Origin of the sequence: Austwickia sp. (assembly GCA_016699675.1) — a bacterium.
Lineage (GTDB): Bacteria > Actinomycetota > Actinomycetes > Actinomycetales > Dermatophilaceae > Austwickia.
Window position 1 is genome coordinate 3,543,863 of the sequence record CP064985.1, and the last position, 22,128, is coordinate 3,565,990.

Here is a 22,128-nt window from a genome sequence, read left to right on the forward strand (position 1 = left end):
CGCGCGCTTAACAGTCCGCGGCGAGCACCTGGACGTCGGCGGGCAGCGCCGCCACGAGTTTCCGGTCGAGCGTGACCAGCGGGCAGGCCATTGCTCGCGCCAGCGCGACGTACATGGCGTCGTACGCGGTGATGCCGTCGCGCAGCCGCCACACGTCGCCGACGAGGGGAAACATGTCGACGAGCGTGATGTCGAGGGCACGGAAGTCGTCCAGGGCGCCCGCTGCCCGGTCGGGGTCGAGACGCCGTCCGAGGACCCAACCGCGCAGGGTGGACACGACCTCCGGGATGAGCAGCTGCGGCGCGAAGAGGTCGTGACCCAGGACGGTGCGCGCCACGCGTTCGCCGCGGTCACGGGAGGCCAGCACCTCGGCGATCGCCGAGGCACCGACGACCAGCCTCACCGGCCAGCCCGCTGCTCCGCGAGGACGTCGGCAGCCGGCGGCAGGTCGACTCGGCCGCGCTGCTCGACGCGTTCCATGACCTCGCGCATGGTGGGTCGCTCGGCGAGGCGGGTCAGTTCGCCCAGAAGGTAATCGCTGAGGGAACGACCCTCCGCCGCGGCGCGGCTCTTGAAGGTGCGGCTGATGTCCGGCGGCACGTTGCGGATCTGGATCGTGGACATGCACAAGCATATGCAACATGCGTGTCGCTACCGATGGGCCGCCATCGCGGCGCAGACGGTGGCGAAGACCGCCTCATCGAGGCGCGCCCCGACGCGGCGTACGGAACTCGGCGCCAGCCGCAGCACCCGGTTGACGCGCGCCTCCGAGGCGCGGCTGCGGGAGTCCCACGCGCCCCGGCCGATGTCGACCCAGTAGCGGCCCGCCGCCGCCTCCTGCGCGGCGTCCCGGTCGTGATCGTGGCTGGTCACAGGAAGGGCGAGCAGCCAGTCGCCGTCGCGCGCGACGATCAGCGCCGGGCGGTCCTTGCCCTGGCTGGGGTCGTCCTCGTACGGCACCCAGGCCCACACCACCTCCCCGGGGTCGGCGAGCTGGTCGTCGTGGGGGTCGTACGTCGGGTGCAGCGGGCCGAAGAAGTCTCCGGGATAGGGCGCGGTGCTGGCGACCGGGACATCGACTGGGCGCTCCCCGCGCCCGCGCCCGGGCCCCCGCGGTCGGGAGTGACCGGACCCCGGCCCCGGCGCCACGACTCCGCCCAGGCCAAACCGGCCCAGCAGGGCGGCAAGGATCGACTTCGCGGTGGCTGAGCCGTGCTCACGTCCGGTCATGGGCTCAGTCTGGCCTCCCGCGGGTTCAGTTGTCGTGGCGCCGCGGCGCCCGAGGGGTCAGCGGCTGGCCTCGTCGGCCGCGCGCACCTCATCGGGGTGGCCCGCGGCGAACGCCCGCACCCGAGCCTCGATCCGGTGCTTGAGGATCGTCGAGGCGGCCAAGCCGGCCACGAAGAAGGCAATCAGCCCCGCCCACGCGAAGTCCTTCAGGGCGGCCTCGGCCGCGCGGCCGAGGTAGTACACCGCGTACGTCGTACCCACCGCCCACGTGAGCCCGCCCAACGCTTTGGCCGGCAGGAAGACCCGATAGGGCAGCTTCAGCGTGCCGGACAGGGGCCCGGAGAGGATGCGCAGCAGCGCCACAAAGCGGCCCCCGAAGACGGCGAGCGGCCCGTACCGGTGGAAGACCCACGTGGCGAACGCCAACGTCTCGGGGTTGACGTGCTTCGGGAAACGGCGTCGCACCCTGGTCAGGAGGCGCCAGCCGTGCGCGTGCCCGATCTCGTAGCCGATGGAGTCGCCCACGATCGCCCCGAAGGCGCCCGCCAGGCCCACGAAGAGCGGTGAGACGGCCAGCTCGTGGTGGGCCGACAGGATCGCCGCGCCCACGAGGGTGATCTCGCCCGGCAGCGGAATGCCGAGAGACTCCAGGCCGACCACGAGGGCCACCAGGAGATAGACCTCCAGCGGGGGAATGGATAACAGCAGCGCGTCGACGTCATCGTTCCCCAGTGTGCAGTGTCCGGGCTCGGGTCGTGCTGTGAGAACCGGGAGGCGGGCATGGGATGATGGACGGCGAACCGCTGGTCGCGCGCCGCGTCCGGTGCGCCGCCACCGCGTCCGGTGGGCCACGGCCGGACCGGCGCGGCTCGCCCGGCGCCGAACCGCCCGACGCCCCCTCATCCCGAAGGGATCCCGCCACGTGTCACCGATGGCCCGCACCGCGCTGCCGCCGCACGCGACGCCGCCGGAGCTGATCCGCAATTTCTGCATCATCGCCCACATCGACCACGGCAAGTCGACGCTGGCCGACCGGATGCTGCAGATCACCGGGATCGTGGACGAGCGGGCCATGCGCGCGCAATATCTCGACCGGATGGACATCGAGCGCGAGCGGGGCATCACGATTAAGTCCCAGGCCGTGCGGATGCCGTGGGCGATCAACGGCGGGACGGGCGGTGAGGGCGGCGTAGGCGGCCCCGCAACGACTTACTGCCTGAACATGATCGACACCCCCGGCCACGTGGACTTCACGTATGAGGTCAGCCGCTCCCTGGCGGCCTGCGAGGGCGCGATCCTGCTGGTCGACGCGGCGCAGGGGATCGAGGCGCAGACCTTGGCGAATCTCTATCTGGCCATGGAGAACGACCTGGAGATCATCCCGGTCCTCAACAAGATCGACCTGCCGGCGGCGCAGCCGGAGAAGTACGCGGAGGAACTCGCCGGCCTCATCGGCTGCGACGCGGGCGACGTCCTGCACGTCTCGGGCAAGACCGGTCAGGGCGTCCCCGAGCTCCTGGACCGGATCGTGGCGCGCATCCCGCACCCCGAGGGCGACCCCGACGCGCCGGCCCGGGCGATGATCTTCGACTCGGTCTACGACACCTACCGGGGCGTCGTCACCTACGTGCGCGTCGTCGACGGCAACCTCAACCCGCGCGAACGCATCCTCATGATGAGCACCGGCGCGACCCACGAGCTGCTCGAGATCGGGGTGTCCAGCCCGGAGCCCGAGCCCTGCAAGGGGCTCGGCGTCGGCGAGGTCGGCTACCTCATCACGGGCGTGAAGGACGTGCGCCAGTCCCGCGTCGGCGACACGGTGACCAATTCATCGAAGCCCGCGCAGCGGGACCTCGGCGGCTACCGCGACCCGAAGCCGATGGTGTTCTCCGGGCTCTACCCGATCGACGGCACCGACTACCCGCTCCTGCGCGACGCCCTTGACAAGCTCAAGCTCAACGACGCCGCCCTCGTCTACGAGCCGGAGACGTCCGCGGCGCTGGGCTTCGGCTTCCGGGTCGGCTTCCTCGGCCTGCTGCACCTGGAGATCGTGCGGGAACGGTTGGAGCGCGAGTTCGGCCTGGACCTGATCTCGACGCTGCCGAACGTGGAGTACGACGTGACGCTGGAGGACAAGCGCGTCGTCGAGGTGACCAACCCCAGCGAGTTCCCCGACGGCAAGATCGCTGAGGTCCGCGAGCCCGTCGTGCGCGCCACGATCCTGGCGCCGAGCGACTACATCGGCGCGATCATGGAGCTCTGCCAGCAGCGGCGCGGCACCCTGCGTGGGATGGACTACCTCTCGCCGGAGCGGGTGGAGATGCGCTACACGCTCCCGCTCGCCGAGATCGTGTTCGACTTCTTCGACCAGCTGAAGTCCCGGACCCGCGGCTACGCGAGCCTGGACTACGAGCCGGACGGCGATCAGGTGGCCGACCTGGTCAAGGTCGACATCCTGCTGCAGGGCGAGCAGGTCGACGCATTCTCGTCGATCGTGCACAAGGACAAGGCCTACGCGTACGGCGTCGCCATGGCCACCAAGCTGCGCAAGCTCATCCCGCGGCAGCAGTTCGAGGTGCCGATCCAGGCGGCCATCGGCTCGCGGGTCATTGCCCGCGAGACCATCCGGGCCATCCGGAAGGACGTGCTCGCCAAGTGCTACGGCGGCGACATCAGCCGCAAGCGCAAGCTGCTGGAGAAGCAGAAGGAGGGCAAGAAGCGGATGAAGATGGTCGGCCGCGTCGAGGTCCCCCAGGAAGCCTTCATTGCCGCGCTGTCGTCGGACGAGATCGAGACCAAGAAGTGAGCTCGCCCCCGCGGGGCGAGCGCGCGGGGGGTACGCCGGGGTCGCCCGAGCCGGCTGGCTCCCTTCAGGGGGCGCTGCCGCGCGGCGTACGCCGGGAGGTGGTCTCGTTCGCCCGCCGGGACGGGCGGGTGCATCCGAAGATCGCGCGGGCCTGGTCGGCGCGCCACGACGACCTGCTCGTGCAGCCGGACCGGCTGGAACGGGACGCCTCGCTCGACCCGCGGTGGCGCTTCGACGCGGCGACGGTGTTCGGTCGGGTCGCCCCGCTCGTGGTGGAGATCGGCTCGGGCACGGGGGAGGCGCTCTTGGCGGCCGCCGCCGCGCATCCGGACGTCGATTATCTGGGGGTGGAGGTCTACCGCCCGGGCGCCGCGAAGACCGTGTTGCGGGCGGATCGGCAAGGGTTGCGCAACGTCCGCGTCCTGCAGGCCGACGCCGCAGCCCTCCTGCGCACCGGCCTGGCCGAGGCGAGTGTGGCGGAGCTGCGGGTCTATTTCCCCGACCCCTGGCACAAGCTCAAGCACCACAAGCGCCGCCTGGTCACGCCGGCTTTTGTCGCCGACGCGGCGCGCGTCCTGGTCGACGGCGGCGTGCTGCGGCTGGCCACCGACTGGGCTGACTACGCCGACCAGATGCTGCACGCGGCGTGCGCCACGCCGGAGTTCTGCAACCCTCACGCCGGATTTTCAGAACGGTTCGAGGGTCGTGAAATGACGCGCTTCGAGCGAAAGGGAATAGCCGCTGGAAGGACGGTGAAAGACCTTTATCTGGTCCGCCGTCCAAGACGCGCGTCCGACAAAATAGGCCTCTGACAAGCCATTTCGCGTGTATCGATGGGGCTCGTGCCTAGTGCATGATTAGCCCCATGACTGTCGCCGGCGACGCGCCCGCATTCGAAGACGGGATGGATGTGGTCGATGGCAGTGTGCGGGAAACACTGACGATTCTTGCCCGGGCGCAGGCATTGGCGGACGCCGTGCGGGCCGAGGCGGAGTCGCAGGCGGCCGCCATCCGCGAGGAGGCAGAGCAGACCCGCCGCGACATGGCGGTGGCGGCCGGCGAGCTGCGCGAGGCGCAGGATCGCATCGCCCGCACACGCCAGGACGAGGAAGAGATGCGGGTGCGTGCCCGCGTCGAGGTCGAGTCGCTCATCAGTGACGCCGTCGCGCAGGCGTCGGTGGTCCAGGCTCAGGCGGCCAAGGCCGCCGACGAGGCCATGCAGGTCACGGAGCAGGACGCCCGTCGACGTCGCGAGCAGGCGGAGGCCGAGGCCGAGGGGATCCTGGCCCGGGCCCGTCAGGAAGCGGACGACCAGCGGGCCCGGCTGGCGCAGGAGGCCGAGGCCCACGGGCAACTCCTGGCGTCCCGCGACCACGAGGCGCACGAGGCCGCCGAAGCATTGCTCGCATCCGCTCGGGCCGATGTGGAACGCCTCGGCCACGAGGCCGCCCAAGATCGCGACCGGTTGCGCGCAGAGGCCGATGCCGAGAGCGCCCGACGCTTCGAGGCGATCGAGCGACGCGAGCAGGAGTCCGCGGACGCCGCCCGGTCGGCACTGGAACGCGCCGAAGCCGAGGCGCAGGCGCGACACGACCGGGCCGAAAGCGACGCTGCCGAGGTCATGCGGCAGGCCGAGGAGCACCTGGGGTGGGCGACCCGCACGGCCACCGAGCTCAAGGAGCAGACCGAGACCGAGATGGCGGTCCGGAGCCGGAGCCACCACGACGCTCTCGAAAAGCGCGCCCACACCGTGCGGGAACGCGTGGTCGTCCTGCTCACCAGCGCGAAGGCGCGGGCGGCCGAGACCGTCGCACAGGCCGAGGCCGACGCGAACCGCCGCCGCGACGAGGCCGCGTCCGCGCTGGCCGCGGCCCGCGCGGAGGCGGACGTCGTGCTGGCTGGTGCCCAGCGCGAGGCGGAACGGCTGGTGACTGACGCCCGGGCCGTGGCCGACGAGATCGGTGAGCGCGCCGACCGCCGGGTCGAGGAGGCCGAGCGCGCAGCCAAGATCGTCCGGGAGCGCACCGGGGCGGAGGCCGAGCGGCTGCACCGAGAGGCGTACGACTACCACCGGTCGGCCCGCGAGGAGATCATGCGGATGTCCCAGGCCGCCCAGGAGCGGGCCGAGAAGGTCCGGGCCGAGGCCGAGGCGCACGCCCAGCGGGCCCGGGACGAGGTCGCCGCGCTCGCGGCCCAGCGGGAGGACATCTCCCGCCAGCTGGGCGACCTGCACGCCGTCATCGAGGCCCTCAGTGTGCCGGAGGTGGCCGCTGCGCGGGCGGCCGCCGACCGGGTCGCCGCCGAGGCCAGGGTGGCGCATGGCGACGCCGCAGAGCCGGCTGTTGGTTCGGACGGCGCCGGCCCCGACGTACAGGGGGAGGCGACCGATCCCGACGTACGGGGTGAGGTGATCGACGCCGACGTACGGGGTGAGGCGACCGATCCCGACGGGGAACCGTTCGTCGCGCCCAAGGAGAACGCACCCGACGAACCCAGCCACCAGACCGACGACACCCACCAGCACGACGCCGCACACCACGAGCCCGGCCAGCCCGGCGAGTACGACCAGTACCACCCGCAAGACGCGTACGACCAGCACGACCCGATGAGCCCCCACGCCCCCGACCACGACGGCCGGCCGAGAGTTCCCCAGTTGACCGCACCCAGCTCCACCGAGGAGACCCGATGAGCACCGACAGCGTCACTTCGCAGTTCGCGACCGTCTTCCGCGGATTCGACCCAGGGCAGGTGGAAGCCGCCCTGGCATCCGTACGCGAGAGTGCCGCGCATGCTCGAGAGGAATGCGCCCGCGTACAGGCGCAGCTGCACTCGGCGCAGACGGAGCGCGACGACCTGCGGCGCCGCGTGGCCGACGTGCAGGGTCGCCTGGAGTCCCGGGCCGAGGACTCCGCCGCCGAGCGGGACGAGCTCAAGCAACGCCTCGTCGAGGCCCAGGCGAAGATCGAGCAGTACCGGGCCGACCTGGAGGCCGAGTCCTCCTTCGTCCACCTCGGCAAGCGGATCGGCCAGATCCTCAGCCTGGCCGAGGCCGAGGCCGCGTCCCTGATCACCAAGGCGACCGGGGAGGCCGCGGGGATCCGCGACGAGGCCAGCGGCGAGGCCGAGCGGGTGCGACGGTCGGCGGAGCAGTACGCCGCCGAGGTCCGCGAGCGGGCCGAGACCGACGTGGAGCAGGCCTCGATCGAGGCCAAGGAGAACGCCGCGACGATCGTCGACGACGCCGTCCGCGACGCGGCGGCCCGCCGCGAGGAGGCGGAGGCCTACTTCGAGCGGCAGCGGGCGATGGCCGCCGAGGCCGCCGCGGACTTCGAGCGCACGCTGGGGCAGCGCCGCGAGAAGGCCACCCGGGAGTTCCAGGCCGAGATGGCGGCGCAGGAGGACGAGCTGCGCCGCGTCACCGAGCGCGTCAACCAGATGCGCCTCGAGGGCGAGCAGGAGCGCGCGAACGCCTCGAGCGAGGCGGCGCAGCGGCTGGTGGAGGCCCGCGACCAGGCCCACGAGATGGTCGAGACCGCACGTACGCAGGCCGAGCGCATCCGTCGGGAGTCCGAGCGGGAGCTGGCCGCGGCCATGGCCCGGCGCGATTCGATCACCAGCCAGCTGTCCAACGTGCGCAGTATGCTCGCCACGTTCGGATTGGGCACCGGCGTGGGCGACGACGCGTTGGCCGCCATTCCGGGCATCGCGGCGTTCCGCGAGCAGGTCGAGGAGGCGCACCGGGAGACCGAGCAGGTCAGCTTCGAGGCGCGGGAGAGCATCGGGCAGGCGGCCCAGTACGACGAGGACGATCTCGTGGGCGTGGCCGAGCACCAGGAGGTGCAGTTCGATGACGGCGACGACGTCCCCGCCGAGCTGACCTCGGGCGCCCATGCCGAGCACGACGACGACCAGCTCGACCAGATGCTGGGGGAGGAACGGGAGAGCGTGCACTGACGCTGTCCACCAGGCTTATTGGCGCGGTCATCCTGGCGTCCGCGCACCGTACCGTCGGGCGCGCCGTTCCCGACGGTACGGTGTGGACGCTGGCTGACACGCCCGGGGTCGCAGGCGCGGGGTTCTTGGGGGTCGCGAGGCCAGCGAGGGTCGTCGGGGCGCGGCCGGTGAGGGCTGCGACACTGGTCGGGTGCCCTCGCCCCCTCCTCCAGGTGAACCTGTGCCGCTGGACGGCGCCCTGCCGCCGCAGGCGCTGGCCCGCGGTGCTGGAGCACCGCTTGGGCTCTATGTGCATGTCCCGTTCTGCCGGGTGCGCTGCGGCTACTGCGACTTCAACACCTACGTGCCCGGCGAACTGGCGGGGAGCCCGGCGGGGACCGACCCCGCGTCCTACGTGGACGTCCTGCTCCGCGAGCTGCAGTTGTCGGTCCGCGTCCTGGGCGCGGCCGCCCGTCCTGTCGAGACGATCTTCGTCGGTGGCGGCACCCCGACCCTCCTGACGCCCGGCGACCTCGGCCGGATCGTGGCCGCGGTGCGTACGGCGTACGGGCTGGCCCCCGGCGCCGAGGTGACCACCGAGGCAAACCCGGACACGGTCACCCCCGCCGCCCTGGACGCGCTCGCGGCCGCCGGGTTCACCCGCGTGTCGCTGGGCATGCAGTCCGCGGTGCCGCACGTGCTGGTCACGCTCGACCGCACCCACGAACCGGCCGGGGTGGCGCCCGCGGTCGCCGCCGCCCGCGTGGCCGGACTGGCCACCAGCGTCGACCTGATCTACGGCACGCCGGGGGAGAGCCTGGCCGACTGGCGGGCGAGCGTCTGCGGGGCGATCGAGCTGGCGCCGGACCACGTCTCGGCGTACGCGCTCGTGGTCGAGGCCGGGACGCCGCTGGCGCGCCGGGTGGCCCGCGGGGAGGTGGCGGCGCCGGACGACGACGACGAGGCCGCGAAGTACGAGCTGGCGGACGAGATGCTGGCCGAGGCGGGGTACGGCTGGTACGAGGTGAGCAACTGGGCTCGCACGGACCGGGGTGTCTGCCGGCACAACCTCGGCTACTGGCGAGGTCATTCGTGGTGGGGACTCGGGCCGGGCGCGCACAGCCACGTCGGCGGCGTGCGGTGGTGGAACCTGCGTCACCCCCACGCCTGGGCACAGCGGCTGCTGGCCGGGGAGGCGCCGGGCCAGGGGCGCGAGGTGCTGACCGATGTGGAGTCGTACGACGAGACCGTGCTGCTGCGCTCCCGATTGGCCGAAGGGCTTGCGCTCGATCTGCTGCGTCCGGGCGGGCGGGCCGCCGTGGCCGCGCTGGTCGCGGACGGTCTCGTGGCGGCCGGACCGGCGCTGGCCGGGGGCGCGAGCCCCGCGGGGTCCTGGGAGACCGGGCCGGGACAAGGGCGCCGCGTGGTGCTCACGCGTCGCGGCCGGCTGTTGGCGGACACGGTGGTGCATCGCCTGCTCGGCGCGTAGCGGCACTCGCCGGCCCGACGTGGGTCGTCGGCCGCGCGGTCGTCCCCGTCGTGACGTCGGTAACAGATTGAGGCGCGAACTGCGCTATGGCTCAGTACGACTCGGTCCGGGTCGATAGTGCGTCGTGACCATCCACGCCATCCCGGACGACGTGATCGCCCACGATCACAGCGACGAGTGCCTCTGCGGGCCCACCCAGGCGCTCGCATGGTGCAACGGTCGCCAGTTCTGGATCGCCTATCACCACCCGCTGATCGAGGCCGTCGGCCTCGACCGCTGGTCCTGCTGACACGCCGACGTGGTGTCGAGTTCTCCACCGAGTTCGGTGGGGAACTCGACACGGTTCAGGCGCGGTGGTCCAGGCCGATGTCGAGCACCGCGGCGCTGTGCGTGAGCCAGCCCGCCGAGATCAGGTCGACGCCCGCCTCGGCCAGCGCGCGCGCCTTGTCCGGCGTCACTCTCCCGCTCGCCTCGGTGATCATGCGGCCGTCCACGAGGGCGACCGCCTCGCGCAGCACCTCGGGGCCCATGTTGTCCAGAAGCACCGCGTCGGCGCCCTCGCGCTGGGGCAGGGCCAACAGCTCGCGCAGCTGATCGAGCGTGTCCACCTCGACCTCGATCTTCACGAGGTGGCCGACGTGCGTCCGCGCCCGCCGGACCGCCTCCGTGATCGACCCCGCGAACGCGACGTGGTTGTCCTTGATGAGCACCGCGTCGTCGAGGCCGAAGCGATGGTTCACGCCGCCGCCGGCGACGACCGCCGCCTTCTCCAACGCTCGCAGCCCAGGCGTGGTCTTGCGGGTGCAGCAGACGCGCGCGCTGGTGCCGCGGACGGCGTCGGCCAGAGTCGCCGTCGCGGTGGCCACCCCGGAGAGATGGCCCAGGAAGTTCAGGGCGACCCGTTCGCCCGTGAGCAGCGCGCGAACCGGGCCGCTCGCCTCGCCGATGACGTCCCCCGGGGCCACCCGGCTCCCGTCGGGGAGGTCGACCCGCACGCTCACGCGGGGGTCGACCAGGGTCCAGGCCAGCCGGGCGCAGGCGGTGCCCGCGATCACTCCGGGGTCCCGCGCCACAAGCGCCACCGTCCCCACCTGGTCGGCCGGCACGATTGCGTCCGTCGTGAGGTCGCCGGCGCGGCCGAGGTCCTCCAGGAGGGCCGCCCGGACGACGGGTTCGATCTGCAGGTCCAGCATCAGGCGCTCCTCGCGGTGGTGGCGGTGGACCCGGCCGGGGCGGCGTCGATCTCGGCCAGGGCCTCGGTGAGGGTCAGGACGATGTGGCGCGGGGCGCCGGGCCTCGGGTGGTCGGTGCGGTAGTGGCCGCCGCGAGACTCCGTGCGGCGGTAGGCCGACCACGCGACCAGCAGCGCGAGCAGCCGCGCATCCCGGTCCTCGGCGCCCGGCCGCAGCGCGCGGACGCCGTCGAGTAGGCGCGCCTCGTCGCGCAGGACGCCGCAGGCCCGCTCCAGGATGGCCCGGTCCTCGGCCGTCGGCCCGAACCCGCCGCGAGCGCGGCCGGTCGCGTCGCCCCGGTCGGGCGTACCGAGCGCGCCGAATGACCGTTCGTGACCTGCGCAAAGGGTGCCATGGCACCTAACGTGCAGGTCGTGAGCGGTCGCCTGGGCGCTTGCGGGGGTTGCGTCCGCGACCGGTGCCTGGCCGAGCGAGGCGAACGTACGCCGTACGGCGGCCGCCGCCTCCCGCCCGGTGACCACGGCCTCCAGCAGCGAGTTGCTGGCCAGCCGGTTGGCGCCGTGCAGGCCGGTCGAGGCGACCTCGCCGATGGCCCACAGGCCGGGCACCGTGGTGCGGCAGCCGTCGTCCACGAGCAGCCCACCCATGTGATAGTGCGCGGCCGGCCGGATGGGCAGCAGGTCCACGGCCGGGTCGAGGCCCGCCGCCGCGCACTTGGCGGTGATCGTGGGGAACTCCCCGTGGAAGGCCGTCCCGAGCGCGGTCGGCGTGCCGAGGTAGACCCGCCGGCCCTTCTCCAGCCGCGCCCACACCGCACGCGACACGACGTCGCGGGCGGCCAGGTCGTCGTCGAGGACGCGTCGGCCCAGGTCGTCGACCAGGTGCGCGCCCTCGCCGCGGACGGCCTCGCTCACCAGCGGCATGGGCTCGCCACCGGGTGCGCCGTCGCGCAGGTCGGTCGTCGCCGGTACGTCGAGTGCCGTCGGGTGGAACTGCACCATTTCGAGGTCCCGCGCAGCCGCCCCGGCCCGCAGACCGAGCGCCAGACCGCTACCCCAGGACCCGCGAGGGTTGGTGGTGTGCGCGTACAGCGCCCCCGCTCCACCGGTGGCGAGGATGACGGCGGGCGTGGCCAGCACCATGACCTCAACGGCCGTCGCCAGCTCGACGCCGACCACCGCCGGCATCGCCGGCGCCGAGGCCCTCGCCGACACCGGGACGGGGCCGCTTGCTGCGGTAAGCACCCGGCGGGCGAACGTTCGCTCCAGCACCGTGATGTGCCCCGCAGCGCGGACGGCCGCGGCCACCGCGCGGGTGATCTCGTGGCCCGAGCCGTCGCCGTCGGCGTGCACGATCCGGTGCCGCGAGTGGGCGCCCTCGAGACCGAGGCGCAACGTCCCGTCCTCGTGCCGGTCGAACTGCGCGCCCAGCCCGACGAGGTAGTCGACGACGGAGGGGGCGGCAGCCACGATGCGCCGTACGGCCGTCTCGTCGCACAGCCCCGCGCCCGCGGCCAAGGTGTCGGCGGCGTGGAGCTCCACCGAGTCGTCGGAGCCGACGGCGGCGGCGAGGCCGCCCTGGGCCCAGTCGCTGGCGCAGTCGACACCGAGGTCGCCGCCGGTGACGAGCACGCAGGGGGTGGGGGCGAGTTCGAGCGCGGCGACCATGCCGGCCAGGCCCGCGCCGACGATGACGGGGCGGCCGGCGAGAGCGGTGCTGTCGATGCGGTCCATGCGGTCCTCCGGTCAGCTCAGCTCGAGCATCCGCTCGACGGCGCGTCGGGCGGCGTCGGCGACGGTGGGGTCCAGGGTGACCTCGTTCGCGCCGGTCTGCAGGACGCGGCGGATCTTCGCGAGGGTGTTGCGCTTCATGTGCGGGCAGAGGTTGCAGGGCCGGATCATCTCGACGTCCGGGTTGGCGGCGGCGATGTTGTCGCTCATCGAGCACTCCGTGATGAGCGCGACGCGCCGCAGTCGGCGCTCCTCGACGTAGCTCTGCATCTGCGCCGTCGACCCGGCCATGTCGGCCTCGGCGACCACCTCGGGCGGGCACTCGGGGTGCGCCAGGATCTGCACCCCGGGGTGGTCCGTGCGGATCTGACGCAGGTCGGCCGGGGTGAACCGCTCGTGCACCTCGCAGCTGCCCGCGTACGTGAGGATCTCGATCCCCTGCGGGGCGACCTGCGCGGCGATGTTGCGGGCGAGGTACTGATCTGGGATGAGCAGCACCTGGCGGCTGCCCGTCTGCGCGGCGATATTGCGGACGATGGCGGCGGCGTTGCCGCTCGTGCAGCACACGTCGGACTCGGCCTTCACGGCAGCCGACGTGTTCACGTAGGTCACGATCGGCACGCCGGGGTGCCGCGCGCGAAGCCGCCGTACGTCGTCCGCGGTGATCCCGTCGGCCAACGAGCAGCCCGCCAGCGGGTCGGGCACCAGGACGGTCTTGCCGGGATTGAGCAGCTTGGCGGTCTCGGCCATGAAGTGGACCCCGGCGAGGACGATGACGTCGGCGTCGACGTCCACGGCCTCGCGCGCCAGGGCCAGGGAGTCGCCGACCACGTCGGCCACGCCGTAGAAGATCTCCGGCGTCATGTAGTTGTGCGCCAGCAGGACCGCGTTCTTCTCGCGCTTGAGCCGCCAGATGTCCTCGATGTCGTCGGTCATCGTGGCCCACTCGACGGGCGGGATCACGGTGCTGACGCGGGCGTACAGCTCGTCGAGGGAGGGCACCGGGGAGGGGGCGGGACGGTCGGCGAGGGCGGACCCGGCCGTGCCCACGCCCGGGGAGGCGAGCGTGCTGGGGATGGTGGTCATGGCTACCTCCAAGGCTTATGCCCTATCTGAGCATTGCTGTAATGCTGAGACTGAGCATATCTATTCCCGCCCTGCCGTCAAGCCGCCCTCCTGATCCGCGCGATCCGCGGCATCTGTGAAAGCTCGGCCGGTCGGGGTCCCGGGCCGCCCGGTCAGCCGCACCCGCCCCGCCCGGAGCGCCGGCGCCACCCCGCCTAGTCCGCCGACCCTGCGTCGCCCGGTTCGCCGGCGCCACCCCGCCTGGTCCGCCGGTCCTGCTCCGCCTAGGCCGCCGCGGCCGAGTGCCTCAATGGCCCACCTGTGGATAGTGACCGTTCACGACCTGCACGTTAGGTGCCGTGGCACCCAACGTGCAGGTGACGAACGGTCGCCCTGTGGATAGAGGACGGATCGGGGCTGTCGTCAGGCCTGTGGCTCGCCGAGCGGAGCTCGCAGGAGCTGCGCAGCCGCCGCGCGCGTGTCCCGCCCGGTCGGCCGCCGGCCCAGGTAGGCGATCTCATAGAGGGCGCCGCCGATGATCATGTTCACGGCCCGCTCGGCCCACGCGCCCCCGTCACGCTCGCCGTCGGCGGACCACAGGCCGGCGGTCAGCCCACGACGGACGGCATCGATCGCCGGCCCCCGCAGCGGCTCGATGATCTGCCGGCGATAGGTCTCGGCGGCCTCGGGGTGCGCCGCGATGTCGGTGCCCAGGCGGGGCAGGACTGTGCCCAGCTCGGTGTCCAGAACCGTCGCGTGCAGGATGTCGATGAGGGTCCGCAGGTCGGCGCGCGGGTCCTCGGTGGGCGTGAACTCGGGATGGCCCACCGCGCGCTCAACCGCCGCCACCGCCAGCACGGCGAGTGAGGGCCAGCGTCGGTAGATCGTCGACTTGGGCACGCCCGCCGCAGCGGCGACGGCGTCGGCTCGCAGGCCGTCGTACCCGTGCGCGATGAGCAGGTCGAGGGTGGCATCGAGGATGCGTCGATCGATCTCCACGCTGCGTGGGCGCCCGGCGTTGACCATGTCGAGCATTATCGCTACCGTCGGTATCACTACCAAATGCAACTCATGGTTGCGAATGTCGGGAGGGTCAGATGCGCGCCACCCACGCCGTACCGCTGGGGCTCTTCGCCGCCTGGTGTGTCAACGATGCCGAGGAGATGTTCACGATGGCCCGGGGGTCGCGCCGTGCGATGCAGCGCGTCCCCGCCGCGGTGCAGATTCCCACCAGCTGGCGCACCGAGGGCCTGTCGCAGAAGCACGTCACCGTGGGGATCGGCGTGATGGCGGCGGTCATGGCCGGCTTCGCGGCCGACGGCTATCGCACGGGCGGTCGCTCGCCGTGGTTCCAGGACGCCCTTACCGTCTTCGGGCTGCACGGCCTCACCCACGTCGCCGCTCCGGTGCTCGTCGGTGGTTACACCAGCGGGTCGGTCACGGGACCGATCTGTACGGCGTACTGGCTCTGGGCCCGACGCGCGCTGGCCCGGGAGGGCATCGACGTGCACCTCCGGCCCGCCTCGTTGCTGCTCTTCCCGGTGGCGATGGGCCTCGCCCACGGCGCCGGCTATCTCGCGTCCCGCCGCGACCACCAGCCCCCGGCGACAGTCGCGACGGGTCGCTAGGCGCACGGCCACCCGACGAAGGCTGCCGCGCGCGCCGCCCGGCGTACGGTGGCCCTCGACGCTCGCCGCGGGGCGAGCGCACGGGCCGACCGAAGGGGGCCGCCGTGGCGGAGGCGGAGCGGGCCAGCACGGGCAATGCGGGCCTCGACGACACCGTCGACGGCCTCCGCCTCGGCGACAACGTGGTCTGGCGGGTCGATTCGGTCGAGGACTACCTCACGGTGGTGCGTCCGTTCGTCGCGCAGGCTCGGGTGGACGGCCGCCGGCTCGTGCACGTCCGGTTCGGGCAGCGGGAGGCGCTGCCGGGCCTGGAGTCGATCCTCATCGACCCGGCGATCGGCTTCGAGCGGTTCGCGGTCGCCGTGCACGAGGCCCTGCGGGAGGTCGGCCCGCTCGGCTTCTACGTCTTCGACCCGCTGGCCGACCTGCACGCGGCCTGGCACTCCGACCTGCGGGTCCTGAACTTCTTCAAGGCCACCTGCCCGTACCTGTTCGAGCTCGACACCATCGCCTACTTCGCCCTCCTGCGCGACCGGCACACCCGCGCGACCGTTACGGGGATCCGCGAGACCACCCAGCTCCTGCTCGACCTGCACCGCATCGAGGGCCAGCTCTACGTCCACCCGCTGAAGGTCTGGCAGCGCTACTCCCCGACGATGTTCTTCCCGCACCGCCTCGACGGCGGCGACGCCATCTCGATCACGTCCTCGGCGGCGACGACGCAGCTGTTCTCCTCGCTGGTGCGCCCGGTCGACCCGGTCGACCCGTGGCAGCTGCGGATCGAGGAGGCCTGGAATGCGCTGACCGGCGACGCGGCCGCCCAGGACGCCGCGCGCGACATGCTGCTGGCCATGCTCGTCGGCAAGGACGGCCGGATGACCGAGCTGTGCCGCGAGCACCTGCGCCTGACCGACCTGCTCGCCGTCGCGGGCCGGCAGATCGGCAGCGGCTGGATCGGGGGCAAGGCCGTCGGGATGCTCACGGCCCGCGCCATCCTCGAACACAGCGGGGCGGGCGGCTTCGCCGACGTGTTGGAGCCGCACGATTCGTACTTCGTCGGCAGCGACGTCTTCGAGAGCTTCCTGGTCCGCAACGGCTGGTGGGAGATGTGGACGGCACACAAGGCCGACCACGACTTCGTCATCGCCCACGTGATGCACTCGCTGCTGCCCGGCGGGACCTTTCCCTGGCCGGTGCGCGAGCAGTTCATCGAGATGCTGGAGTACTACGGGCAGGCGCCCATCATCGTCCGGTCCAGCTCTTTGCTGGAGGACAACTTCGGCAACGCGTTCGCGGGCAAGTACGACTCCGTGCTGCTCACCAACCGCGGCACCCCCGACGAGCGGCTCGCGGCGCTCGAGGACGCCATCCGCTTCGTCTACGCCAGCGTCGTCAGCCAGCCGGCGCTGCGCTACCGGGCCGATCGGGGCCTCCTCGGCCTGGACGAGGAGATGGCCATCCTCGTCCAGCGGATCTCGGGGGACCAGCACGGCGACTGGTTCCTGCCCGCGGCGGCCGGCGTCGCGAACTCCTCCAGCGGCTACGTCTGGCAGCCCGGCCTGCCCGATCACGGGATGGCTCGCTTGGTGGTGGGACTCGGGACGCGCGCCGTGGACCGCACCGGCGGGGACTTCGCCCGCATCGTCGCCCTGGCCGATCCCACGGCCTCGCCGGTCGCGGCCGAGGATCTGGGCAAGTACTCCCAGCGCCGCGTCGATCTCCTCGACGCCTCGCAGAACGCCCTGGTCACGATGCCCCTGCACCGGGTCCGCGAGCAGGCGCCCGGGATCGCCTGGGACCTGCTGATGAGCCCCGACCCCGAGGCGGCCCGGCGGCTGCGCGAGCTCGGCCGCCGCGGCACCGCGCGGCCGGCCCCGGAGGCGGTGGACTTCGCGGGATTGCTGGGCCGTACGTCGTTCCCGGGCCTGCTTCGGGACATGCTCACCACGCTGACCACGGCGTACGACTATCCCGTCGACATCGAGTTCACCGTGAACATCGACGCGGCCGGGTCGATGACCGTCAACCTCGTGCAGTGCCGCCCCCTGCAGACCGGGCAGGCGGGCGCGCGCCAGGGCGTCCCCGACGTGGATCCCGAGCGCTGCCTGATCGCCACCACCGGCACGTTCCTCGGTGGCAACGCGCGGCTCCCGATCGATCTCGTCGTCCTGGTCCGCCCGGACCGGTACCTCGCCTTGGGCGAGGCGGACCGGTACGCCGTCGCCCGCGCCATCGGGACCGTGAATCGCAGCATCGGATCGCGCTCGGCGCTGCTGATCGGGCCCGGCCGGTGGGGCACGTCGACGCCCTCGCTCGGCGTACCCACGCATTTCACCGACCTGAACGCGTTCCGGGCGATCTGCGAGACGACGTACGCCGAGGGCCAGTTCCTTCCCGAGCTGTCGTACGGCAGCCACTTCTTCCAGGAACTCGTCGAGGCGAACATCACCTACGCGGCGGTGTTCGAGGGCCGGGGTGACACGGTCTTCCGGCCGGATCTGGTGACGGGGTTGCCCAACACCCACGCGGAGCTGGTCCAGACCGACGCCGCCCACCTCGTCGACGTGATCCAGGTGGTGGCCACCCCGGGCCTGGAGCTGTGCACCGATGTGGAGCAGCGGCGGTTCGTGGTGCAGTTCGCGGCGCCGGGGACCTAGGGAAGCGCCAGTTTGGCCCGCGTCGGCGCGCCCCGAACCGTCCACTCGCGCCGCCCTGTGGATAGTGACCGCTCACGACCTGCGCAAAGGGTGCCAAGGCACCCTTTGCGCAGTTGACGAACGGTCGTCCTGGGGATAACTGCGCTGGGTCCATGGGGGCCTGGGCTACGGCAGATCTGCCTAGGGTCAGCGGCGGGGTTGCGGCAGGCGCAGTCCAGCGCCCGGCCGGTCGAACAACGCATCGGCCCGGAACCGCATCAGCCGGGCCGGCCGGCCGCCCGTCGCGGTGGTCGACTCCCCGGTCTCCTCGACCAGCTCCTCCGCCTCGACGAGCCGGCGGAAGTTCTGCTTGTGCAGGCGGGTGCCCGACAGCGCCTCGACGACCTGCTGCAGCTGACCCAGCGTGAACGCGTCGGGGAGCAGCTCGAAGACCACGGGGCGGTACTGGATCTTCGACCGCAGCCGCGCCATCCCCGTCGCGGCGATCCGGCGGTGGTCGTGCCGCATCGCCGTACCCGTCCCCGTCGCCCCGCCCGCTGCCGGCGCCGAATCCTCGTGCGCGGCCCCCGGAACCGCCGCCCCCGGAACCGCCCGCGACTCCGGCAACAGGCCGGCCTCCCACAGCAGCTCGTACCGGTGCAGGCAGTCCTCCGCCCGCCAGGCTCGGTCGTCGGCCCCGAACGCCATCCGCAGCCGCGCCCGGCGCGCGCCGGCGACCGCGGGAACATCCGCGCCGTTCGCCCACTCGTCCAGCGCCGACCGCAGCCCCGCCACCAGGGCGTCGCCGGCCGGGGTCCGGCGGTCCTCCCAGGGCAGGAGCTCGTACCAGTCGCGCCAATGCGCCTGCCCGCTCGGCAGCGCCGTGGGCCGGGTCAGCCCGACGTACGACACCGAGATCACCCGCTGATGCGCCCCCGCGCGCTCTCGGTCGGCGAACGTGTAGAGCTGCTCGACGAATCCCAGCCGCAGTCCCGTCTGCGATTCGACCCAGGCGCGGAGCCCGGCCTGCAGCGAGCGGTGGTCGGCGAGTAGGGGGCCGGCGGGCAGCGCGGGCACGCCGCCGGGGTCGCCGATGGTGAGCAGGCGCGGGGAGCCGGCCTCGTACGTCGTGACGACAGCGACGACCTCGGTGGTCTGCAGGTGAACGGCCACGGGCCCAGCCTGTCATCCTCGCGGGCCGCGAGCCGGGATCTGCGGGGGAGTCAGGCGTTACCGGGGGTCGCCCGACCCGCCGACCGTCACGAAGTCGATCAACTCCTCGACCGGCGCGAGGATCGCCGGCTCCAGGTCGGTGTAGCTGCGTACGGTCCCGAGGATCCGTTTCCAGCCCTGCGCCACGTCGGCCTGGCTGTCGTGGGCCCAGCCCAGGTGGGCCAGGATGCCGTGCTTCCACGACGTACCGCGCGGGATCACCGGCCAGTCCGTCAGCCCCAGCCGCCCCGGCTGGACGGCCTGCCACACGTCGACGTACGGATGCCCGAGCACCTTCACGAACCGGCCCCCGGGCAGGCCGGCGACGCCGTCGACGATGCGGGACTCCTTGCTGCCCGCGACGAGGTGGTCCACGAGGACGCCGAGGCGGCGCTCGGGGGTGGGGGCGAAGGAACGGACGTACGCCGGGAGGTGGTCCACGCCGTCGAGCAGCTCCACGACGACACCCTCGACGCGCAGGTCGTCGCCCCACACCTTCTCGACCAGCTCGGCGTCGTGCCGGCCCTCGACCAGCAGCCGCGAGCCCCGGGCGACGCGCGCGGAGGTCGCGGCGCCGGCGGGTCGTGCCACGGCCCGCGACCCGCTCGCCGTCCGGGACGACGCCGCCCGCTGGGCGGCCAGGGCCTCGCGGGCGGCGGCGTTGGGCGGCGTCAGCACCACCGGGCGGCCCTCCAGGAGGAACCCGGGGCCCAGCGGAAAGGCCCGCACCGCGCCGCGCCGGTCCTCCAGGTGCACGACGTACATGCCGCCGGCCTTCTCTACGGCGGTCACGGCGCCGCACCACCCGCTCGTCGCCTCCTCCACGACCAGGCCGCGCTCCGCCTCGGTGGGGACCGATCGGCCGCCCTTCGGGGCGCGCCAGTCGCCGGCCAGCGGGTCGCCCTCGTAGCGTGCGTTCACGCCCGGCATCGTAGACTGGCACTCGATAGGTCCGAGTGCCAACGCGCCGGGGAGGGAGGCCGCTCATGAGCGAAAAACGCCGGATGGCCGTGCTACGCGCGATCGTCCAGGACTACGTGCGTACGTCGGAGCCCGTCGGCAGCAAGTCCCTGCTGGAGCGGCACGCGCTCGGCGTCAGCGCGGCCACGGTCCGCAACGACATGGCGGCCCTGGAGGAGGAGGGGCTGATCACCGCGCCGCACACCAGCGCGGGCCGGATCCCCACCGACGCGGGCTATCGCGTCTTCGTCGACCGGCTCTCCGAGATCAAGCCCCTGTCCGTGGCCGAGCGGACGGCGATCGCCGAGTTCCTCTCGGGCGCCATCGATCTCGACGACGTCGTGGATCGCACGGTGCGGCTGCTCGCCTCGCTGACGCATCAGGTGGCGGTGATGCAGTACCCGTCCCTGACCCGCAGTTCCGTGCGCCACATCGAGCTGTTGCCGGTCGGGGACACCAAGCTCATGGTCGTGCTGATCCTGGCCACCGGGCGCGTGGAGCAGCGCGTCCTGGAGGCGGGTCGCGACCTGCGCACGCCGCTGGGCGAGGAGATCGTCGCCGACCTGCGGGCCCGCCTCAACGACCACGCGACGGACCGGCCGCTGCCCGAGGTGGCGGCGAGGCTGGCGTCGCTTCCGGACGAGCTGGCGCCCGAGCGGCGCGACCTGGCCCGCACGGTGGTGCAGGCCCTGGAGGACGCGCTGGTCGAGGAGCGCGAGGAGCGCGTGGTCCTGGCCGGCACCGCCAACCTGGCCCGGTTCGGCCCGGACTTCCCGCTGTCGATTGGGCCGGTGCTGGAGGCGCTGGAGGAGCACGTCGTGCTGCTCAAGCTGTTCGGCACCCTGGCCTCGGAACCGCTGCCGGGCATGGGGGTCGCCGTGACCATCGGCCACGAGAACCCGCACCTCGGCCTCGCCGGCACGTCGGTGATCAGCACCGGCTACGGTGCGGGCCGGGACGTCGTCGCCGGACTGGGTGTGCTCGGTCCCACCCGGATGGACTATCCGACCACGATGGCGTGCGTGCGTAGCGTGGCCACGTACGTCAGCAAGATGCTCGCCTCATAACCAGCCGCATGACCAGCCGCATGATCAGCAGGGAAGGCCCTTCGTGAACGACTACTACGCCGACCTCGGGGTGAGCAGGGATGCCACCCCCGAGGAGGTCAAGCGCGCCTACCGCAAGAAGGCGCGGACGCTGCACCCGGACGTCAACCCCGGCGCGGAGGCGGAGGCGGAGTTCAAGAAGGTCAGTCAGGCGTACGACGTCCTCGGCGACCCCGACAAGCGGCGCGCCTACGACATGGGCTCGGACCCGTACGGCGGCGCCACCGGCGGCTTCGGCCAGGGCTTCAGCTTCAGCGACATCATGGACGCCTTCTTCGGCGGCGCGGCCAGCGCCCAGCGCGGCCCGCGGTCGCGGCGGCAGCGCGGCCAGGACGCTTTGGTGCCGCTGGACATCGAGCTGCGCACGGCGGTGTTCGGCGGCGAGGAGGACCTCACCGTCGAGACGGCGGTGGAGTGCGGCACGTGCCACGGCGAGGGCGCCCAGCCGGGCACCAAGCTGCGCCAGTGCGACGTCTGCACGGGGCGCGGCGAGGTCCAGCAGGTGCAGCGCAGCTTCCTCGGCCAGGTCATGACGAGCCGGCCTTGCACGGCCTGCCAGGGCTACGGCTCGGTCATCACCAGCCCCTGCTTCGAGTGCTCCGGCCACGGCCGGGTCCGCACGCGCCGCACGATCACGCTCAAGGTCCCGGCGGGCGTGGACTCCGGCACCCGCATCCAGCTCGCCGGCGAGGGGGAGGTCGGGCCGGGCGGCGGCCCGCACGGCGACCTGTACGTCGAAGTCCGCCTCACCCCGCACGATCGCTTCCAGCGGCGCGGCGACGACCTGCACTGCACCGCGGAGCTGCCGATGACGGCCGCCGCGCTCGGCACGAAGGTCACGCTGGAGACATTCGACGGGCCGCAGGAGATCGACATCCACCCGGGCTCGCAGCCCGCGGAGGTCATCACGCTCAAGGGCCAGGGGGTCACCCACCTGCGGGGCAGCGGCCGCGGCGACCTCATGATCCACCTCGACGTCCGCACCCCCACCCGCCTCACGCCCGAGCAGGAGGACCTGCTGCGTCAGCTCGCCCAGTCGCGCGGCGAGGAGCAGCCGGAGGGTCGCCTGGCCCACGTCGGCCAGAGCGGCTTCTTCGGCCGCATGCGGGACGCCTTCCTCGGCAAGTAGGGCCGGCGACC

20 protein-coding genes are annotated in these 22,128 nt (G+C 72.6%); 10 read left to right on the forward strand and 10 right to left on the reverse strand.

Features of this window, described 5'->3' with window-relative positions; all coding sequences use genetic code 11:
• Window positions 1-7: 7 nt before the first annotated feature.
• The 4 genes from IPK37_16175 to IPK37_16190 form a co-directional block, all read right to left on the reverse strand.
• A complete protein-coding gene (locus tag IPK37_16175; protein ID QQS00378.1) occupies window positions 8-403 on the reverse strand; it encodes a type II toxin-antitoxin system VapC family toxin in 396 nt (131 codons plus the stop codon).
• Window positions 400-588: a toxin-antitoxin system, antitoxin component gene (locus IPK37_16180; GenBank protein QQS02950.1), complete on the reverse strand. Its 189-nt coding sequence runs from the start codon at window positions 586-588 to the stop codon at window positions 400-402. The genes IPK37_16175 and IPK37_16180 overlap by 4 nt, the downstream gene beginning before the upstream one ends.
• A gap of 63 nt (window positions 589-651) precedes the next feature.
• Window positions 652-1,230, reverse strand: coding sequence for a type II toxin-antitoxin system PemK/MazF family toxin (locus IPK37_16185; GenBank protein ID QQS00379.1), 579 nt, complete (start codon window positions 1,228-1,230; stop codon window positions 652-654).
• Between the two features lie 57 nt (window positions 1,231-1,287).
• Window positions 1,288-2,133: a DedA family protein gene (locus tag IPK37_16190; protein QQS02951.1), complete on the reverse strand. Its 846-nt coding sequence runs from the start codon at window positions 2,131-2,133 to the stop codon at window positions 1,288-1,290.
• A gap of 28 nt (window positions 2,134-2,161) precedes the next feature.
• Here IPK37_16190 and lepA point away from each other — a divergent pair, with 28 nt between their 5' ends.
• From lepA to IPK37_16220, 6 genes are all read left to right on the forward strand, one after another.
• A complete protein-coding gene (lepA, locus tag IPK37_16195; protein ID QQS00380.1) occupies window positions 2,162-4,036 on the forward strand; it encodes an elongation factor 4 in 1,875 nt (624 codons plus the stop codon).
• Window positions 4,033-4,848 carry a tRNA (guanosine(46)-N7)-methyltransferase TrmB gene (trmB, locus tag IPK37_16200; GenBank protein ID QQS00381.1) on the forward strand — a complete coding sequence of 272 codons (816 nt, stop codon included), beginning with the start codon at window positions 4,033-4,035 and terminating at the stop codon, window positions 4,846-4,848. The genes lepA and trmB overlap by 4 nt, the downstream gene beginning before the upstream one ends.
• 53 nt (window positions 4,849-4,901) lie before the next feature.
• Window positions 4,902-6,725, forward strand: a complete 1,824-nt coding sequence (locus IPK37_16205) for a hypothetical protein (GenBank protein ID QQS00382.1) — start codon at window positions 4,902-4,904, stop codon at window positions 6,723-6,725.
• The gene (locus IPK37_16210; GenBank protein QQS00383.1) at window positions 6,722-7,990 is read left to right on the forward strand and encodes a hypothetical protein; all 1,269 of its coding nucleotides are present in this window, start codon (window positions 6,722-6,724) and stop codon (window positions 7,988-7,990) included. Before IPK37_16205 ends, IPK37_16210 begins: the two co-directional genes overlap by 4 nt.
• A 190-nt stretch (window positions 7,991-8,180) precedes the next feature.
• Window positions 8,181-9,458, forward strand: a complete 1,278-nt coding sequence (locus tag IPK37_16215) for a coproporphyrinogen III oxidase (protein ID QQS00384.1) — start codon at window positions 8,181-8,183, stop codon at window positions 9,456-9,458.
• A 124-nt stretch (window positions 9,459-9,582) separates the two neighbouring features.
• Window positions 9,583-9,747 (forward strand): hypothetical protein, encoded by a 165-nt coding sequence (locus IPK37_16220; GenBank protein QQS00385.1) that lies wholly within the window; start codon window positions 9,583-9,585, stop codon window positions 9,745-9,747.
• Window positions 9,748-9,802: 55 nt separating this feature from the next.
• Here IPK37_16220 and IPK37_16225 read toward each other — a convergent pair whose 3' ends face one another.
• The 4 genes from IPK37_16225 to IPK37_16240 all read right to left on the reverse strand — a co-directional run bounded on the left by IPK37_16225 (window position 9,803) and on the right by IPK37_16240 (window position 14,472).
• Window positions 9,803-10,651 (reverse strand): carboxylating nicotinate-nucleotide diphosphorylase, encoded by an 849-nt coding sequence (locus IPK37_16225; protein ID QQS00386.1) that lies wholly within the window; start codon window positions 10,649-10,651, stop codon window positions 9,803-9,805.
• Window positions 10,651-12,384 carry an FAD-binding protein gene (locus IPK37_16230; GenBank protein QQS00387.1) on the reverse strand — a complete coding sequence of 578 codons (1,734 nt, stop codon included), beginning with the start codon at window positions 12,382-12,384 and terminating at the stop codon, window positions 10,651-10,653. The genes IPK37_16225 and IPK37_16230 overlap by 1 nt, the downstream gene beginning before the upstream one ends.
• Before the next feature lie 12 nt (window positions 12,385-12,396).
• Complete coding sequence (gene nadA / locus IPK37_16235) at window positions 12,397-13,467, reverse strand: quinolinate synthase NadA (GenBank protein QQS00388.1); 1,071 nt, start codon at window positions 13,465-13,467, stop codon at window positions 12,397-12,399.
• Between the two features lie 402 nt (window positions 13,468-13,869).
• Window positions 13,870-14,472, reverse strand: coding sequence for a TetR/AcrR family transcriptional regulator (locus tag IPK37_16240; protein ID QQS00389.1), 603 nt, complete (start codon window positions 14,470-14,472; stop codon window positions 13,870-13,872).
• 71 nt (window positions 14,473-14,543) lie between these two features.
• On the opposite strand from IPK37_16240, the gene IPK37_16245 reads away from it, so the two are divergent.
• Together IPK37_16245 and IPK37_16250 are read left to right on the forward strand one after the other, a co-directional pair.
• Window positions 14,544-15,074, forward strand: coding sequence for an HXXEE domain-containing protein (locus IPK37_16245; protein QQS00390.1), 531 nt, complete (start codon window positions 14,544-14,546; stop codon window positions 15,072-15,074).
• 104 nt (window positions 15,075-15,178) lie between these two features.
• Complete coding sequence (locus IPK37_16250; protein ID QQS00391.1) at window positions 15,179-17,731, forward strand: pyruvate kinase; 2,553 nt, start codon at window positions 15,179-15,181, stop codon at window positions 17,729-17,731.
• Between the two features lie 186 nt (window positions 17,732-17,917).
• Here the strand turns inward: IPK37_16250 and IPK37_16255 are convergent, their stop codons facing one another.
• Together IPK37_16255 and IPK37_16260 are read right to left on the reverse strand one after the other, a co-directional pair.
• On the reverse strand, window positions 17,918-18,883 hold the full coding sequence (locus IPK37_16255; protein QQS00392.1) for a hypothetical protein: 966 nt from the start codon (window positions 18,881-18,883) through the stop codon (window positions 17,918-17,920).
• 57 nt (window positions 18,884-18,940) lie between these two features.
• Entirely contained in the window at window positions 18,941-19,843 is a 903-nt protein-coding gene (locus IPK37_16260) for a DUF3097 domain-containing protein (protein ID QQS00393.1), read from the reverse strand.
• Window positions 19,844-19,908: 65 nt separating this feature from the next.
• On the opposite strand from IPK37_16260, the gene hrcA reads away from it, so the two are divergent.
• Both hrcA and dnaJ read left to right on the forward strand, forming a co-directional pair.
• Complete coding sequence (gene hrcA, locus IPK37_16265) at window positions 19,909-20,949, forward strand: heat-inducible transcriptional repressor HrcA (GenBank protein QQS00394.1); 1,041 nt, start codon at window positions 19,909-19,911, stop codon at window positions 20,947-20,949.
• A gap of 43 nt (window positions 20,950-20,992) precedes the next feature.
• Window positions 20,993-22,117 carry a molecular chaperone DnaJ gene (gene dnaJ / locus IPK37_16270; protein ID QQS00395.1) on the forward strand — a complete coding sequence of 375 codons (1,125 nt, stop codon included), beginning with the start codon at window positions 20,993-20,995 and terminating at the stop codon, window positions 22,115-22,117.
• The last annotated feature ends 11 nt before the right edge of the window (window positions 22,118-22,128 follow it).